At 69.5% G+C, this 17,409-nt stretch carries 13 protein-coding genes; 9 read left to right on the top strand and 4 right to left on the bottom strand.

What is annotated here, in order from left to right; translation table 11 throughout:
- Window positions 1-125 precede the first annotated feature (125 nt).
- The gene (gene apbC / locus LRH25_RS18970) at window positions 126-1,217 is read left to right on the top strand and encodes an iron-sulfur cluster carrier protein ApbC (RefSeq protein ID WP_141285153.1); all 1,092 of its coding nucleotides are present in this window, start codon (window positions 126-128) and stop codon (window positions 1,215-1,217) included.
- 25 nt (window positions 1,218-1,242) lie between these two features.
- Window positions 1,243-1,866, top strand: a complete 624-nt coding sequence (gene mobA / locus LRH25_RS18965; protein WP_141285155.1) for a molybdenum cofactor guanylyltransferase MobA — start codon at window positions 1,243-1,245, stop codon at window positions 1,864-1,866.
- 60 nt (window positions 1,867-1,926) lie between these two features.
- Here the strand turns inward: mobA and LRH25_RS18960 are convergent, their stop codons facing one another.
- Window positions 1,927-2,304 carry a ribonuclease HepT family protein gene (locus LRH25_RS18960; RefSeq protein WP_141285157.1) on the bottom strand — a complete coding sequence of 126 codons (378 nt, stop codon included), beginning with the start codon at window positions 2,302-2,304 and terminating at the stop codon, window positions 1,927-1,929.
- A gap of 241 nt (window positions 2,305-2,545) precedes the next feature.
- Here LRH25_RS18960 and LRH25_RS18955 point away from each other — a divergent pair, with 241 nt between their 5' ends.
- Together LRH25_RS18955 and LRH25_RS18950 are read left to right on the top strand one after the other, a co-directional pair.
- Window positions 2,546-3,778 carry a tetratricopeptide repeat protein gene (locus tag LRH25_RS18955; protein ID WP_141285159.1) on the top strand — a complete coding sequence of 411 codons (1,233 nt, stop codon included), beginning with the start codon at window positions 2,546-2,548 and terminating at the stop codon, window positions 3,776-3,778.
- A 115-nt stretch (window positions 3,779-3,893) separates the two neighbouring features.
- Window positions 3,894-4,997: a ProQ/FINO family protein gene (locus tag LRH25_RS18950; protein ID WP_231011950.1), complete on the top strand. Its 1,104-nt coding sequence runs from the start codon at window positions 3,894-3,896 to the stop codon at window positions 4,995-4,997.
- Window positions 4,998-5,045: 48 nt separating this feature from the next.
- Here the strand turns inward: LRH25_RS18950 and LRH25_RS18945 are convergent, their stop codons facing one another.
- Window positions 5,046-5,540, bottom strand: a complete 495-nt coding sequence (locus tag LRH25_RS18945) for a cyanophycin metabolism-associated DUF1854 family protein (protein ID WP_141291067.1) — start codon at window positions 5,538-5,540, stop codon at window positions 5,046-5,048.
- 10 nt (window positions 5,541-5,550) lie between these two features.
- The gene (locus tag LRH25_RS18940; RefSeq protein ID WP_231011949.1) at window positions 5,551-7,854 is read right to left on the bottom strand and encodes a cyanophycin metabolism-associated ABC transporter; all 2,304 of its coding nucleotides are present in this window, start codon (window positions 7,852-7,854) and stop codon (window positions 5,551-5,553) included.
- Window positions 7,855-8,155: 301 nt separating this feature from the next.
- Here LRH25_RS18940 and LRH25_RS18935 point away from each other — a divergent pair, with 301 nt between their 5' ends.
- The 4 genes from LRH25_RS18935 (at window position 8,156) to LRH25_RS18920 (ending at window position 14,414) form a co-directional block, all read left to right on the top strand.
- Window positions 8,156-10,366, top strand: a complete 2,211-nt coding sequence (locus tag LRH25_RS18935) for a cyanophycin synthetase (RefSeq protein ID WP_141289472.1) — start codon at window positions 8,156-8,158, stop codon at window positions 10,364-10,366.
- A 65-nt stretch (window positions 10,367-10,431) separates the two neighbouring features.
- Complete coding sequence (gene cphA / locus LRH25_RS18930; protein ID WP_141289473.1) at window positions 10,432-13,002, top strand: cyanophycin synthetase; 2,571 nt, start codon at window positions 10,432-10,434, stop codon at window positions 13,000-13,002.
- Window positions 13,003-13,020: 18 nt separating this feature from the next.
- Window positions 13,021-13,896, top strand: coding sequence for an AraC family transcriptional regulator (locus tag LRH25_RS18925; protein WP_231011948.1), 876 nt, complete (start codon window positions 13,021-13,023; stop codon window positions 13,894-13,896).
- Window positions 13,897-13,964: 68 nt separating this feature from the next.
- Window positions 13,965-14,414 (top strand): VOC family protein, encoded by a 450-nt coding sequence (locus LRH25_RS18920; protein WP_231011947.1) that lies wholly within the window; start codon window positions 13,965-13,967, stop codon window positions 14,412-14,414.
- A gap of 1 nt (window position 14,415) precedes the next feature.
- Here LRH25_RS18920 and LRH25_RS18915 read toward each other — a convergent pair whose 3' ends face one another.
- A complete protein-coding gene (locus LRH25_RS18915) occupies window positions 14,416-17,010 on the bottom strand; it encodes a chemotaxis protein CheW (RefSeq protein WP_231011946.1) in 2,595 nt (864 codons plus the stop codon).
- A gap of 123 nt (window positions 17,011-17,133) precedes the next feature.
- On the opposite strand from LRH25_RS18915, the gene LRH25_RS18910 reads away from it, so the two are divergent.
- The gene (locus LRH25_RS18910; RefSeq protein ID WP_141287822.1) at window positions 17,134-17,388 is read left to right on the top strand and encodes a cysteine-rich CWC family protein; all 255 of its coding nucleotides are present in this window, start codon (window positions 17,134-17,136) and stop codon (window positions 17,386-17,388) included.
- Window positions 17,389-17,409: the final 21 nt, after the last annotated feature.

The raw sequence follows: 17,409 nt of genomic DNA, 5'->3' as shown, positions 1-17,409 counted from the left end.
GCGCAGCCGGTAGACTGCAGCGCATTCTCCATCCACGCGCAGCGCCGCCGCTGACCGACACTGCGCGCCCGGCTGCCTGCTGGCGCCTTCCGCGCCGGCCCCGCCCTCCCCTGCTCTCCACGCCCATGGCCCTCACCGAACAAGCCGTTCTCGCGGCACTGCAAACCGTCGTCGACCCCAACACCGGCAAGGACTTTGTCTCCACCCGCCAGCTGAAAGCCCTGCGCCTCGATGGCGGCAAGGTCAGCTTCGAGGTCGAGCTCGGCTACCCGGCGCGCAGCCAGGTCGCACTGCTGCAGTCAGCCCTGGCAGCGGCTGCTCGGACATTGCCCGAAGTTACCCAGGTCGACGTGCAGGTCAACAGCCACATCGTGGCGCACCAGGTGCAGCGGGGCGTGGCCTTGTTGCCGGGTGTGAAGAACATCGTCGCGGTCGCTTCGGGCAAGGGCGGCGTCGGCAAGAGCACCACTGCAGTGAACCTGGCGCTGGCGCTGGCGGCGGAAGGTGCATCGGTCGGCCTGCTGGACGCCGACATCTACGGCCCCAGCCAACCCACGATGCTGGGCATTTCCGGCCGTCCGGAAACCCTGGACGGCAAGAGCATGGAGCCGATGCAGGGCCACGGCATCAAGGTCAACTCCATCGGCTTCCTGGTCGACCCGGGCGACGCAATGATCTGGCGCGGCCCGATGGCCACGCAGGCGCTGGAACAGTTGCTGCGCCAGACCAATTGGGGCGAGCTCGACTACCTGATCGTCGACCTCCCGCCCGGCACCGGCGACATCCAGCTGACCCTCTCGCAGCGCGTGCCGCTGACCGGTGCCGTCATCGTCACCACGCCGCAGGACGTGGCGCTGATCGACGCGCGCAAGGGCCTGAAGATGTTCGAGAAGGTCAGCGTGCCCATCCTCGGCCTGGTCGAGAACATGGCCGTCTACTGCTGCCCGAACTGCGGCCACACGGCCCACATCTTCGGTGCCGACGGCGGCAAGCGCATGGCCGAGACCCACGGCGTGCACTATCTGGGCGCATTGCCGCTCAGCCTGGCCATCCGCGAACAGGCCGATGCTGGTGCACCCACCGTGGTGAGTCAGCCCGACAGCGAAGAAGCCGGCCTCTACCGCGCCATCGCCCGTCAGGTCGCGGTGCAGGTCGCGCAGCGCGCCAAGGACTTCTCGTCAAAGTTCCCCAGCATCAGCATCTCGAAGAGCACCTGACCCTCTGGGCAAAAGGGTCCTGAACATGACCGCCAGCATCCCGCGCGAGCAGGTCACCGGCCTGCTGCTGGCCGGCGGTCGCGGCCAGCGGCTGGGGGGGGTCGACAAGGGCTTGCAGACCTGGCACGGCCGGCCGATGGCCGAGTGGGCCTTGCAGCGCCTGGCACCCCAGGTCGGCACCTGCCTGATCAGCGCCAACCGCCATCTGGCTGACTACGCGGCGCTGGGCATGCCCGTGCTGGCCGACGCCGAGGGCGACTTCCCCGGCCCGCTGGCCGGCTTCCTGGCCGGCCTGTCGGCTGCGACCACGCCATGGCTGGTCACGGTGCCCTGCGACACGCCAAATTTCCCGCTGGACCTGGTCGCCCGACTGGCGAATGCCGCGATCACGCAAGACTGCGAGATCGCGATGGCCGCCACGCGATCCCCCGATAACGCTGAGGCACTGCGCCCCGAACCGGTGTTCTGCCTCCTGCGCTGCCATCTGCGTGCTTCGTTGCAGGCCTATCTGGCGCAAGGCCGGCGCCAGGTCGAACACTGGGCACGCCAGCACGCTTGCGCCTTCGTCGGTTTTGAAGACAGCGACGCCTTCTTCAACGTCAACACGCCTGACGACCTGGGTCGCTTGCGCAGCCTGCCGGCCGGCTGAGCCGGTCGCTGCGGCCGTGCGGCATTCACCAAACCGGCGCACCCTCGCGGCAGGCCAGCCTCAGTTCCAGTAGTTGAACAGCTCCGGCCGGGTGGCCCGGTATTGCTGCAAGGTGCTCAGCGTGGCAGGCACCAGCGAGTGCGCACCAAACCACAAGGCCTCGTCGCGGGCCAGGCCGCCGAGCTGATCCAGCGAGCTGGCCATGCCGCGCCAGCCTGCCCAGTCGATCTCCGGCATGCTGCGCATTGCATCCCGCGGCAAATGGCGCAAGGCCGTGGCCAACAGCCCCAGTTGCCGCGCCACCTCGCCCCGCTTGGTACCCGAAGCCAGCAATTCGACCTCGGCCAGCCCGTGGGTCAAGCCCAGTACCGCTTCGCCTGCCTGTTGAATCGCACCCAGCACGGCCGCCGTGTCGGTCGGCCGGTTTTGTCTTGTCATATCCCCGTTCATGCCCGCTGCTTCAGCATGATTCGGGCCAGCCACCCGGCGCAGCAGGCGTAACCATTCCCATTGGGGCCGCCGAGTTACAAAAAGGGCATGCCAGAAGTCGCCGCTGCGCATCACACCAAAACGTCTGCCCATGCGGCAAGGCGCCATTCCCACGCCAGCGGTTCCGCTCTACGATGAAGCATCGCCGCCGGCCATTGGCCTGCAGCTTCCATGCGCAGCAGGAGGTTTCATGCACACGCAAGGTCAAGCCCGTTTCGTCGCCGCATGCACGGCTGCACTGGCGTTGACCGCCATGCTGGCCGGCTGTGCGCAAGATCCTGCGCGGTCCCTTTCACAGCCTGCAGCGGTTGCCCGCATGGGCGCAGCGACACCGGCCATGGAGGCCCTACTGGCCGATGGCTTGTTCGCCGCGCCGCGGGAAACCATCGACACCAGAGACCTGTTCGCCGTGAACACCGAGATGCTGCATTTCCTGCGCGGCGAACTGTCACCGTTTCTTCACAGCGAGGGCAACCAACGCGGCCTGTACGAAGCGTTGCAAAGCACCAAGTACCTGAAACTCGACTACGACGCGACGCAAACCCGCACCGCAGCCGAAGCATTCAAGGCGCGCTCCGGCAACTGTCTTTCGCTGGTGATCCTGACCGCAGCGCTGGGCCACCGACTGGGCTTGCAGGTCAGCTTCCGACAGGTGCTGGACGAGGACACCTGGGGACTGAGCGGCGACATGGTGGTTGCCAGTGGCCATGTCAACGTCATACTCGGGCAGCGCAACTGGATGGCATTTGGCCGCGACAGCCAAGCCCTCGTCGTGGACTTCATGCCCTCCGAAGCCGTGCGCGGCAGGCGCGCACGGCTCATCAGCGAGGACGACGTCGTCGCGATGTTCGAGAACAACCGCGCCGTCGAGTCCATGGCCCAGGGCGACCTCGACACCGCTTACTGGTGGGCCAGAGCCGCGGTGTCGCATGAAAAACCCGCCGCCGCTGCCGTCAACACACTGGGCGTGATCTACCAACGCCGCCAACTTCCCGCTATGGCCGAGCAGGCCTATCGGCAAGCGCTCGCACTCGAACCAACCGACCTGCGCTCGCTGGCCAATTTGGCCGGCCTGATGCGAAGCGAGGGCCGAGACAGCGAAGCCACCCCGCTGGACCAGCGGATTGCCAAACTGATGCCGCAGCAGCCCTTCCACCACTTCCGCCTCGGCCTGGCCGCGGCGCAGCGACATGATTGGCTGCAAGCCCGCGATGAACTGACCCGCGAACTCGAACGTGACCCAACCTTCCAGGACGCCCAGGCCTGGCTGGCCCAGGTCTACCTCGAACTGGGTGATTTGCCCAATGCGCGCAGCCACCTCGCGCTGGCCGCGAAAAATGGCAGCACACCTGGCAACCGTGCGCTGTACGCAGCCAAGCTGGAGCATCTGCGGGCGGTGTCGCAGGTCGCCGCCAGCCGCTGAATCGGGCGCATGAGAGAAGCTTCGACCCCACGTAACAAAGCGCTTGAAAGGGCTGTGCGCGCAAAGCCGCTCAGCATGGGCACAATCGCGCCTTTCCCGCGCTTTCTGAATCTTCATGTCATCGACCCCTTCGCTGCCGAACCCGGCGCCCCTGGACCCTTCGGCCGAGACGCCAGAGGCCGCCGCCGCGCCCGGCATCGAATCCACCAGCCCGGAGGCGGGCGACTCGCCTGAGGCCGCTGCCACCGTTGAACCCGAGGCCCTGCAAGCCAGTGGCGACGAGGCGGCAGAAACCCCCGCAGCCGCAGCAACCGAGGCCGTGGACGCTGACGCCACCAAAGGCGAAGAAGCCCCGGCCGAAGACGCTGCACCGGCCGCCGCTGGCGCCAAGCCGGCGCCGGTGGCCATGTCGCCAGCCGAATGCGCCCAGGCGCTGAAGTCGCGCTTCCCGGCGCTGTTTGCTGGCGCGCCCAAGCCACTGAAGCTGCGCATCCAGGCCGACATCCAGGCCCGCGCGCCCGGCGTGTTCACGCGCCAGTCGCTGTCGGCCTTCCTGCGCCGCCACACCGGCAGCACCAGCTACCTGATCGCGCTGAGCCGGGCCAAGACCCGCTTCGACCTTGACGGCCAGCCGGCCGACGAGTTGAGCGACGAGCACCGCCAGGCGGCGGTAGATGAACTGACGCGCCGCCGCGGCGTCACGCAGCAGCGCCGCGAGGCCGAAGACCAGCAGCGCCGCGACCGCTTCAACCTGCTGCGCGACTTCGAGCACACCACGCTGACCGAGCCGAACTTCTGCGCACTCAAGGGCCTGACGCCCGAGCAACTGCATGCCACGCTGGCCCAGGCTCGGCAGGAGCTGACCGAAGCCCCGCCGCAGCGCGAGTTCGACCGCCGCCCACCGCGCGACGGCCAGTTCCGCGACGACCGCCGGCCCGGTGGCGGCGGTCCGCGCGGTCCTGGTGGCCCCGGCCCGCGTGGCGATGGCCGCGGCCCGGGCCGCGGTGATGGCCCACGTGCAGACGGTCCGCGCGCGGATGGTCCACGTGGCGACGGCCCGCCGCCGCGCCGCGAGGGCGGTGGCCCGCGTCGCGATGGCGCCGGCGCACGTGGCCCGCGCAACAGCGGCCCGCGCCGCCATGACGACAGGCCGCAAGGCCCGCGTGGCCCGGCCGGCGGCAAGCCGCCCGGCAGTGAAGGCGGCGGCAACGCGGCCTGATCAAGGTGAAACGGCGCTCAGGCGCCGTTTTTCATGGGCGGCCGGCGATCACAGGAAGCGTTCGAGCAGCTTCTTCGAATGCCGGTCCAGCAGTGTCAGGTCCGACACCAGGAAGACGATGCCGTGGCCGCTGGTGATCAGCAGCCGGCCACGCTCGGCCAGGCGGCGGATGTCTTCCTCGACCTTCAACACCAGCTCGGTGGTGCCGCGGTCGGTCTCCACCACCCAGGTGCTGGGCGTCGAAAACGTGGAGACCGAGACGATGCGGCGGATCTCCGGCACGAACTCTCGGCCGCGAAGCTCGTCTTCCAGCATCCGGCGCGGCGCCTCCGGCAAGGCCAAGAGCCGTGGCACCCAGGCCAGCTCGCGGCCCTCGGCGCTGACCAGCGACAGGCCGTCGTCCGGCGCGGTGATCGGGAACGCGCGCACGGGCGTGACGGCCTCGTGCACCACGCCCTGCGCGGTCGTCAGCGTCAGCCGGCCCAGCGCGTTGCGGCCAAGCGTGAAAGTGGGTTCGGACGGGTTCATCGGCGCGACTTTCATTGGACTGGCTTCATGACACCTGGACGCCATGCGCCGAGGGTTGCGGCAGCGCGCTGGAGAGCAGCGCCGCTTCGTGGTCGGTCTCGCCGTCCTCGTCGGCATCGGCCCGGCGGGCCTGGGCTTCGTAGAGCCGCCAGTAAGCGCCCTGCTTGGCCATCAGCTCGTCGTGCGGGCCGACCTCGACCACCACGCCGCGGTCCATCACCACCAGCCGGTCGGCCTTGCGCAGCGTGGACAGGCGGTGCGCGATGGCAATCGTCGTGCGGCCCTGGACCAGGTTGTCCAGCGCCTTCTGGATCTCCTTCTCGGTCTCGGTGTCCACGCTGGAGGTGGCTTCGTCGAGGATCAGGATGCGCGGGTCGATCAGCAGCGCGCGGGCAATGCTGATGCGCTGGCGCTCGCCACCCGACAGGCCCTGGCCGCGCTCGCCGACCAATGAGTCGTAGCCCTGCGGCAGGCGCAGGATGAAGTCGTGCGCATGCGCGGCGCGCGCGGCGGCGACGATCTGCTCGCGCGTCGCATCCTGCCGGCCGTAGGCGATGTTCTCGGCGATGGTGCCGAAGAACAGGAAGGGCTCCTGCAGCACCAGGCCGATGTGGCGCCGGTAGTCGGACACGGCGAAGCGCCGGATGTCCACGCCGTCGACCTTGATCGCGCCATCGGTCACGTCGTAGAAGCGGCACAACAGGTTGACCAGCGTGCTCTTGCCCGAGCCGCTGTGGCCCACCAGGCCAACCATCTCGCCGGGCTTGATCTCCAGGTTCAGACCGCGGATCACCGAACGGTTGCCGTAGCGAAAGCCGATGGACTCCATCGTCACGCCGCCACGCACCTCGCCGGTGGGCACCGGGTTCGAGGGTTCGGGCACGTTGGACACATGGTCCAGGATGTCGAAGATGCGCTTGGCGCCGGCCGCGGCCTTCTGCGTCACCGAGACGATGCGGCTCATCGAGTCCAGCCGGCCGTAGAAGCGGCCGATGTAGGCGATGAAGGCGGTCAGCACACCCACCGTGATCTCGCCCTTGCTGACCTGCCAGATGCCAAAGGCCCAGACCACCAGCAGGCCGATGTCCGTCAGCAGCGAGACGGTGGGCGTGAACAGGCTCCAGGTCTTGTTGAGCTTGTCGTTGACCGCCAGGTTGGCCTTGTTGGCCTCGCGGAAGCGGCCGGCCTCGCGGCTTTCCTGGGCAAAGGCCTTGACCACGCGGATGCCGGGAATCGTGTCGGCCAGCACGTTGGTCACGTCACCCCAGACCCGATCGATCTTCTCGAAGCCGGTGCGCAGCCGGTCGCGCACCAGGTGGATCATCCAGGCGATGAAGGGCAGCGGCAGCAGCGTGACCAGCGCCAGCCAGGGATTGATGGACGTGAGGATCACCGCGGTCATGCCAATCATCAGCACGTCGGTCGCGAAGTCCAGCGCGTGCAGCGACAGGAAAACCGAGATGCGGTCCGTCTCGGAGCCGATGCGGGCCATCAGGTCGCCGGTGCGCTTGGCGCCGAAATAGTCCAGCGAAAGCTGCAGCAGGTGCTCGAAGGCGGTGGTGCGCAGGTCCGCGGCAATGCGCTCGGAGACCAGCGCCAGCAGGTAGGTACGGGCCCAGCCCAGGCTCCAGGCCAGCAGCGCCGCGCCCAACAGGCCCGAGAGCAGCAGCATCACATAGGTGGGGTCGATGCGCTGGCCGTTCTGGAACGGGATCAGCACCTTGTCCATCAGCGGAATGGTCAGGTACGGCGGCACAAGCGTGGCGGCGGTGGCGGCCAGCGTCAGCAGGAAGCCGATCAGCAGCTGGCCGGCATACGGCCTGGCGAAACGGGACAGGCGCAGCAGCACCCAGGTGGACGGCGGCGTGTGCAGCTCGCGGTCGCAGACGGGGCATTCGTCGCTGTCGGGCGGCAGCAGCGCCTGGCAGGACGGGCAGCGCGTCGGGTCGTCGCCCTCGGCGGCCACGCCGGCGGCGCGCGCGGCCTGCACCTGCTCGAAGCGCTTGAGGAAGCGCAGCGCCAGCACGTTGGCACCCAGCGTGAAGCGCCAACGGGCCAGCAGCGCCGTGGCGTCCGACAGCTCCAGCGTGCCGACACCGGCATGGTCATGGTGGCGCAGCTGCAGCGCGGGCGTCAGCGGGATGCGGGTCCAGTCGGCTGCGCCCGGCGCACGGGCCAGCAGGCCGAGTTCGGTGAGCACCAGCTGGCCGTTGCCAAAGACCAGGTCGTCGCCCAGGTCCAGCGCGAGGCTGGCCAGCTGGGTTTCGCCAGCGGCCAGCGGCGCGGCCAGGGCGGGGGTGGCAGCGGAATGCGGATGTGGGTATGGCATGAGGCAGGCATTCGGCCGGCGCAGCCGCCCGGCGGATGCGCCAGGCGGCCGCCGGCCGCTGAAGCGGCGGATTTTCCGCGAATCCGGCCTCCACGGCGTGCGGGTCGATGCGGGGACTGTCGGGCATCAACAGCCCCGCCGGCCGCCGGCCAAGGCGAGGAGCGCAAAATCGCGGGATTGCGACGTGCTGGCAGCTGCCAGCTGCCGACACAATAAGCAGCACTGCCCGCGCGGCCGGTGGGCCGACGAAAACGGCCACCACGGCCGGCAACGGGTCACACTTTTCCTTGCCTGCCTGCCCATGAGCGAACCGAAGAACGACATCCAGCTGCTGCGCATCACCTACCTGCGCGGCCCCAACATCTGGACCTACCGGCCGGTGATGGAGGTCTGGCTGGACCTCGGCGAGCTGGAAGACTCTCCTTCGCAAACCCTGCCCGGTTTCACCGAGCGGCTGCTCAAGCTGCTGCCGGCGCTGGAGGAACACCACTGCGGCGTGGGCGAGCGCGGCGGCTTTCTGCAGCGCCTCACCGAAGGCACCTGGGCCGGGCACATCCTCGAGCACTGCGTGATCGAGTTGCTGAACCTGGCCGGCATGCCGACGGGCTTCGGCCAGACCCGCAGCACCTCCCAGCGAGGCGTCTACCGCATGGTCTTCCGCGCCCGCAACGAGCAGGTCGGCCGAGCGGCGCTGCAGCAAGGCCATGCGCTGCTGATGGCCGCGATCAACGACCGGCCGTTCGACACCTCTGCCGCCGTGGCCGTCGTGCGCGAGGCCATCGACGATTGCTACCTGGGCCCATCCACCGCCTGCATCGTCGCCGCGGCGACCGACCGGCGCATCCCGCACATCCGCCTGAACGACGGCAACCTGGTGCAGCTGGGCTACGGTGCGCGCCAGCGCCGCATCTGGACGGCCGAGACCGACCTGACCTGCGCGATTGCCGAGAACATCGCCAGCGACAAGGACCTGACCAAGACCCTGCTGAAGGCCTGCGGCGTGCCGGTGCCCGAAGGCGAGGTGGTGCACAGCCCGGCCGAGGCCTGGTCTGCCGCCGAGGACATCGGCCTGCCGGTGGTCGTCAAGCCCAGCGACGGCAACCATGGCCGCGGCGTGACGCTGGACCTGAGCAAGCAGGCCGACATCGAAGCCGCCTATGAAGTGGCCGCACGCCACGGCAGCGAGGTGCTGGTCGAACCCTTCATCCGCGGCGAAGAGCACCGGCTGCTGGTGGTCGGCGGCAAGGTCGTGGCCGCAGCGCGCGGCGAAACCGCCTGGGTCACCGGCGACGGCCAGCACGACGTGGCCACGCTGGTCGACCAGCAGATCAACAGCGACCCGCGCCGCGGCACCACCGAAGACCATCCGCTGAACCGCCTGAACGTGCGCTCGGACGGCGTGATCCAGCTCGACCTGCAACGCCAGGGCCTGACGCCTGACACCGTGCCGCCAGTGGGCAAGCGCGTGCTGGTGCAGCGCAACGGCAACGTGGCGATCGACTGCACCGACGCGGTCCATCCCGAGGTGGCGCATGTCGTCTCGCTGGCGGTGCGCGCCGTCGGCCTGGACATTGCCGGCGTGGACCTGGTGTGCGAGGACATTTCGCGCCCGCTGGAAGCGCAGGGCGGCGCCATCGTCGAAGTCAATGCCGGCCCCGGGCTGCTGATGCACCTGAAGCCGGCCGAAGGCACGCCGCGGCCGGTGGGCCAGGCCATCGTCGAGCACCTGTTTCCGGCGGAAGAACATGAAGGCCACGCCGGCCGCATCCCCATCGTCGGCGTGATGGGCACGCACGGCACGGCCACCATTGCCCGCGCGGTCGCCTGGCTGATCCACCTCAGCGGCAAGCCGACCGCGCTCGCCTGCCAGGACGGTCTGTTCATCGGCAGCCGCCGCACCGAAAAGGCCAGCCCCCAGGCCGCTCGCTTCTGGGAAGCCAGCCACCGGCTGCTGATGAACCGCGAGGCCCAGGCCGCCGTGTTCGAGAACAGCGCCGCGTTGGTGCTGGACGAGGGGCTGCCCTACGACCGCTGCCACGTCGGCCTGATCACCGATTTCGGTGGCGCAGAAGCGCTGGGCCGACACGACATCACCGAGGCCGACCAGCTCTACAAGGTGCTGCGCACCCAGATCGACGTGGTACTGGGCGACGGCGTGGGCGTGCTGAACGCGGGCGACGCGCGCATCGCCGAGATGGCCGAACTGTGCGACGGCGAGGTGCTGATGTACGGCGTGGACGAAGGCGGCACGCTGCCCGAGCCGCTGGTCGAGCACCAGGCCGCCGGCAAGCGCGTGGCTTTCCTGCGGGGCGGCCGGGTGCACCTGACGCAAGGCGCTGTCGAGCTGCCGGGCGTGGACCTGGCCGGCATCGTGCAGCGCCGCGGCCACGCCCCCACGCCCGAGCTGATGGAACTGCTGCTGGCTGCAGTGGCCGCAGCCTGGGCCTTCGGCATCTCGCCCGACCTCATCGCCGCCGGCATCGAAACCTTCGCGCTGCAAACCGCCGCCTGAGCGGGCCAGCTGCCTGTTTCCTTTCCCGCCCCACCGTCCCGCTCTCGCTGTAAAACAAAAGCACCATGGACATTTCCCGCATTCGCGCCTTGCGTGGCCCCAACCTCTGGAGCCGCCACACCGCCATCGAGGCCATCGTCACCTGCGGAGAACAAGAACGCGCACTGACTTCGCTTCCCGAGTTCGAGGCCCGGCTGCGCGCGCTGTTCCCCAACCTGGGCCCGCTGCGCCGCCAGCCGGACCAGGCCTCGCTGGCCCATGTGCTGGAAACCGCGACGCTGGCGCTGCAAAGCCAGGCCGGTTGCCCGGTGACCTTCAGCCGCACGACCGCGACGCTGGAACCCGGGGTCTACCAGGTGGTCGTGGAATACAGCGAGGAAGACGTGGGCCGCAAGGCTTTGATCGCAGCCGAAGGCCTGATCCAGGCCGCGCTGGCCGGCGGCAGCTTCGACCTGACTGGCACCGTGGCCGCGCTGCGCGAGATCGACGAAGACGTGCGCCTGGGCCCGTCCACCGGTTCCATCGTGCTGGCCGGCGTGGCACGCGGCGTGCCGTATCGCCGGCTCACGCAGGGCAGCCTGGTGCAGTTCGGCTGGGGCGCCAAGCAGCGCCGCATCTGGGCGGCCGAGGTCGATTCGACCAGCGCGGTTTCCGAATCCATTGCGCAGGACAAGGACCTGACCAAGACCTTGCTGCGCGCCGCTGGCGTGCCGGTGCCGCTGGGCCGGCCGGTGGACTCGGTGGACGAAGCCTGGGAAGTGGCGCTGGAGATCGGCCTGCCTGTCGTGCTCAAGCCGCAGGACGGCAACCAGGGCAAGGGCGTCACCGTCAACATCGTGACCCGCGAGCACCTGGAGATTGCCTACAAGGTGGCCGAGGAAATCGGCCAGGTCATGGTCGAGAAATTCCTGCCCGGCAGCGACTACCGGCTGCTGGTGGTGGGCAACAAGCTGATCGCCGCCGCGCGGCGCGACCCCCCGCTGGTCATTGGCGACGGCGAGCACACGGTGCGCGAGCTGGTGACCCTGGTGAATGCCGACCCGAAACGCGGCGACGGCCATGCGACCTCGCTGACCAAGATCCGCTTCGACGAGATTGCCGTGGCGCGGCTGGAGATCCAAGGCATGACGCCCGAGTCGGTGCCGGACAAGGGCCAGCGCGTGATCCTGCGCAACAACGCCAACCTCTCGACCGGCGGCACCGCGACCGACGTGACCGACGACGTGCACCCCGAGGTCGCCGCGCGTGCGGTGGCTGCGGCGCAGATGATCGGCCTGGACATCTGCGGCGTGGACGTGGTCTGCGACAACGTGATCCGCCCGCTCGAAGAGCAGAGCGGCGGCATCGTCGAAGTGAACGCCGCACCTGGCCTGCGCATGCACCTGTCACCTTCGTTCGGCAAGGGCCGGCCGGTCGGCGAAGCCATCATCAACCACCTCTACGGCCCGGGCGACGACGGCCGCATCCCGGTGGTTGCCGTCACCGGCACCAATGGCAAGACGACCACCACGCGGCTGATCGCCCACCTGTTCACTGCCGCCGGCCTGCGCGTGGGCATGACCAACACGGATGGCGTGCACGTCAACGGTCGCCAGATCGATTCGGGCGACTGCGCCGGCCCGCGCAGCGCGCGCAACGTGCTGATGAACCCCGACGTGGACGCGGCCGTGTTCGAGACCGCACGCGGCGGCATCCTGCGCGAAGGCCTAGGCTATGACCGCTGCCAGGTGGCAGTCGTCACCAACATCGGCGCGGGCGACCACCTGGGGCTGAACTACATCACCACGGTCGAAGACCTGGCGGTGCTCAAGCGCGTGATCGTGCAGAACGTCGCGCCCACCGGCTTCGCGGTGCTGAACGCGACCGACCCGCACTGCGCGGCAATGGCGCCGACCAGCCCCGGTGGCATCATCTTCTTCGCTGCCGACCGGCACCACCCGGTGCTGGCCACGCACCGCGCGCAGGGCCAGCGCTGCGTGTTCGTGGATGACGGCCACATCGTCGCCGCCGAAGGCAACTGGCGCGAGAGCGTGAGCCTGCGCGACATCCCGCTGACCCGCAACGGCAGCATCGGCTTCCAGGTTGAAAACGCGATGGCGTCCATTGCCGCCGGCTGGGCCGTCGGCCTGGGCTGGGACGCGATGCGCGCCGGCCTCGCCAGCTTCCTGAACGACGCCGACAACGCACCCGGCCGCTTCAATGTGCTGGACTACCACGGCGCCACCTTGATCGCCGACTACGGCCACAACCCCGACGCGATGCGCGCGCTGGTCGACGCCGTCAACGCGATGCCAGGCAAGCGCCGCTCGGTGGTCATCTCCGGCGCTGGCGACCGGCGCGACGAGGACATCCGCGAGCAGACGCAAATCCTCGGCAAGGCCTTCGACGACGTGATCCTGTTCCAGGACGCCTGCCAGCGCGGCCGCGAGGACGGTGAAGTGCTGGCGCTGCTGCGCCAGGGCCTGCAGGGCGCCCCACGCACCTCGCATGTCGAAGAGATCCATGGCGAGTTCATCGCCATCGACAAGGCCTTGTCCAAGCTGCAGCCGGGCGACCTATGCCTGATCCTGGTGGACCAGGTCGAAGAATCATTGGCGCACCTCGCAAAGCGCGTCACGGAACCCCAACTTCAGTGACCTTGCAGGGGCGTGGACATGCAGACGCAAGACACGCCCCAAACCTGGCAAGTTGACGGTCCGCTCGGCACTTGGATCGGTGCTGACTGGCGTCCACCGGCGCTGGCCGTCCAAGTCGAAAAACTCTGGGCCTTTGACGGCGTGCTGAACCATGCGCGGGAACGTGTGTTCCCGGATGGCAGCATCGAGCTGATCGTGCAGCTCGGCCCCTGCCACCGCAGCACCGAAGGCGACGAACACCGCGACGGGTTTCCGCGCCTGTGCTTCAACGGCCAGCGCCTGCGCGCCGAGGTTGTGGAGGCGCCGGCCGCGCGGGTGCAGGTCGTGGGCCTGCGGCTCACGCCGCTGGGCGCCCAGGCACTGCTGCGTGGTGCCCACACCGAAGCGCTGGACCGTACGGTGGACCTGGAACTGGCGCTGGGCGCAGCGGCCCGCGCGCTGGGCGACGCGCTGGCGGACGCCCCCCATCCTGCCGCGCAATTGCAGGCCGCCGCACGCTGGCTGCAGCGCGAGTTGCGCGACGCGGCGCCGCCGGATGCAAGCGTCGCCTGGGTCTGCCAGCGCCTGCGCGAGACGGGCGGCCAAGCCGGCATCCGGGCGCTGTGCGAGCAGGCCGGCCTGTCGACCACGCGGCTGCCGGCACGCTTTCGCGCCCTCACCGGCCTCACGCCCAAGCAGTACGCGCGGGTGATGCGCTTGCAAGCCGTGCTGGCGCTCCTGGCACGGGACGCGGCCTCGCCGCTGAGCGAGCTGGCGCTGGACGCTGGTTATGCCGACCAGCCGCACTTCAACGCCGAGTTCAAGGCCATGGCCGGCCTCACGCCGGGCGACTACCTGCGCGCGCAGCGTTACCCGAACACGGTCTCGCTGGCCGAGCCGGCACCGGCGCACTGAAAATTTTCACAAGACGGCCCCGCGCCGCGGACCTACGCTGGGCGCCAGTCCATCACCAGGAGACCGCCATGAGCAAGGTCCATGACCTGTTTGCCTATTTGTCGATGCGCGAAGCCGCCAAGGCCATCGAGTTCTACGTCGAGGCCTTTGGCGCCGAGGAGCTGTTCCGGCTGACCGAGCCGGGCACCGGGCGCATCGGCCATGCCGAGCTGCAGCTGGGGCCGCGTGTGTTGATGCTGGCCGACGAGTTCCCGGAGTTCGACATCCATGCACCCGCTGGCGCACCGGGCAGCGGCGCGCGGCTGCACCTGCACGTGGACAATGCCGACGCGATGATCGAGCGTGCAGTGGCCGCTGGCGCGACGCTGGTGATGGCGCCGCAGGACCAGTTCTACGGCGAGCGCGGTGGCCGCATCCGCGACCCGTTTGGCTACGAGTGGCTGATCGGCCACGAGATCGAGGCCGTGGCACCCACCGAAATGCAGCGCCGCTACGACGCGATGTACGAACCGTCCTGAATCAGGCGGCCTCGGCGATGAAGGGCTCGGCCACAGCGACCTGCGGCTCGGTCGCCGCAATGCGCATGCCGCCCGCCTGCAGCAGCGCGGCCAGGTCCAGCCGCTGCACCAGCTGCGGCTCGCCGTCGCCGTCGCGCTGGCATTCGGCCAGGCCGGTGATCCACGGCGCGAAGCCCTGGAAACCATCGGGCGCCGGGTGGTAACGCGCGGGGTCCAGCTCCAGCACCGAGACCACTTCGTCGACCCGCAGGCCCACGTGCAGCGGCGCGCCGTTGGCATGCTGGGCGCGCAAGACCAACACCGTGCCGTCCACCGCCCGCGCCGGGCCGGGCACGCCCAGCAACTGGCGCGCGCACAAGACCTGCACCAGCGCCGAGCCACCCGGCAGCGCCACTTCGAGCAAACCCAGCCCGGCAGCACCCGCACCAGGCGTGCGCACCAGGCCACGCGAGGTCGCGGCTTCCAGCACATGCTGCGCCGGCAGTGCATAGCAGGCGCTGCCGACCCGGAACATGGCCAGCTCCTCGGCCTGCGCGCTGGCCACCGGGTGGCTGGCGCGCAGTTCGGCCTGGCCGATGCCGCCGTCGCGGCGCTCGGCCGCGCCCAGGCGCAGGCCGACGACCGCGGCGACACCATCGTCATGACCGTCGCTGGTTCGGAATTCACGGTAGCCGCCGGCGGCCATGCGCGCCAGCAGGTAGCGCTGGCCATCGTGGTCGACCGGCGCGGTGGCGCTGCCGGCTTGCGCGATCAGCTCGGGCGGCGCGTCGCCGGCCACGCTCAGCACGCGGCCGTGAGGGTCGACAAAGGCGGCAAAGCCGTCGCGGCCAGCAAGGATGTCGCTCAGCATGGCCTGCAGTTCGCGCACGGCGTTGAAGACGATGGCGATGCCGCCCACCACACGGTGGCTGTCGACCGGGTCGCGCACCGCGGCGAGGTAGGTGTAGGTCGGGCCGCCGGCATGCCAGTCGCTGTCGTCGAAACCGGTGACGGCGTACAGCTCGCTGCCGGAGAGGGCTTCGACCGCGCTTTGCATTGCCGCCGGCACCGACGTGCCGATCAGCGCATCGCCCGGGTCGTCGCCCTGCGGCCCGGCCGAAGCGCCGCAGATGCGGCCGTGGCGGTCGAACACGACCAGCCGGCTGTAGACGGTGTAGAGGCCGTTGATGTGGCGCAGCAGCGCGTTCAGCGGCGCGGGGTTGGCAGACGCAGCTTCGTCGGCCAACGCGGCACGCAACAGCGGCGACAAGGCCCACCAGCGGCAATCGTTGGCACGCTCGTAGAGGTTGCGGTCCAGGATGTCAGCCGCCAGGCGCGCCATGTCGTGCGCCCGTTGGCGTCCGCGCGCGAGGCCGGTGCCGCCAATCTCGTGAATGGCCTGATCCACGCGCGCCTGGGTGCGGATGCCGGCGGCGCTGACCTGGCGCAGCACGGCGGTCAGCCGCAGCCGGTCGCCTTCCTGCGTGCGGGCCAGCAGCCGGCCATTCCAGACCACGCGGCGCAACTCGCGGTTGATCGCATCGGCATCGTCGCGGATGCCGGCCAGTGCGCTGCCGCTGGCAGCCACCGCGTCGGTCGCCGGGTTGCCTTCGGTCGCGTCGCGGCGGCTGGCGAAGGCCGTCAGCAGCGAAACCATGGCCACCGCGCGCCAGCCGGTCGGGCCGGGGTAGCCCTGGTACGGCGTGCCCAGGCATTGCAGGCCCAGGTAATCGCGGCCGGCGAACTGGGTCAGCTGCATGCCGGCGGTGGCGCCAGGCGCCGCCAGCGCAAGGCGCACACCCAGCGGCACGTGGGTCACGTCGCTGCTGGCAATGACACGCTGTTGCCCGTCGACCAGCATCAGTGCGATCTGTGGGCGCTCACCGCCCACGTCGGCAAAGATCCGGCTCATCTCGTCATCAAAACGGAAGCGCAGCAGCAGCACGCCCACCGGCCGGCCGACGGCGTCGGCAATGCGGTGGCCGTACAGCAATGCGGCGGACTGGCCGGTCGCAGCCAGGTCGCTGGCGCCAAAACGTTCGCAGAAACCGGCAGCGGCCAGGGCCTGGGCGACCAGTGGCTCGCGGCTGCGCTGCAGCGCCGGGCGGGCGGCAGGTTCGGCGTCGGTGCTGCCGTCGTCCAGGCGAATCAGCAGCGTGCCGTCGGGTGCGCAGAGCAGCACGTCGTCGTAGACGCTGTACTTGCGCTGGTATTCGGCCAGGCGCTCACGCATCGCGGGCGCGTCGGCCGCGCGCTGCGCAGCATCGGCAGCGCAGAAGCGGGCGACAACCTCGTCGGTCGCGAGAAAGCCGACGTCGGCCGTGCGCTCGAACAGGTTGCGCACCAGGATGTCGATGGCGCACTGGGCCTTGGCGGCGAGTTCGTCGGCCAGCTCGGCCTGGGTCTCGTCGGCCATCTGCTCGGTCAGGCGTCGCTGCAGCTGGTCGAAACGTTCTCGCGTGTCGATCAGGGTCGGCAGGATGGTGGCGGCTTCGGCCGGGCAGCTGATGGCGGCGCTGGATTCGATCAGGCGCCAGACCATGCCGAGATCGTGCAGGTCGCGCTCCGCCACCAACACCCGGCGCATGTGCGCGACGAGGTCCTCAGGACAAGTCATGGGTTTACCGTTCACAGTGAGGCATTGCTGCATGCTAGCCAGCGCCCGGAGAGCAGAACCGGCCAAGTACAGGGGAAGTACCGTGCATCTTTGGCAAAGCCCACGCCATGCCACACTGCCGGCATGCCAGCGCTTGACCCGGCGACGACGACGCCCACCGCCCAGCCCCTTGCCAATCGATTCAGCGACCGCTGCCCGCGCTGTGGCGGCGGTTTTCACTGCGGCGTGAACGACGCAGGCCCATGCGCCTGCAGCACCCTGAAATTGAGCGACAGCACCCTGGCCGCGCTGCGCCAGCGCTACGGCAGCTGCCTGTGCCTGCGCTGCCTGCAGGCCGTGGCGGCTGGCGCGGACGTCGAGCCACTGCCAGGCGCCTGATACAAAAATGGCTTCCCGAAG

Origin of the sequence: Ideonella azotifigens, assembly GCF_021043325.1 — a bacterium.
GTDB classification, from domain to species: Bacteria; Pseudomonadota; Gammaproteobacteria; order Burkholderiales; family Burkholderiaceae_C; genus Ideonella; species Ideonella azotifigens.
This window is presented reverse-complemented; position numbering and strand designations above follow the sequence as displayed.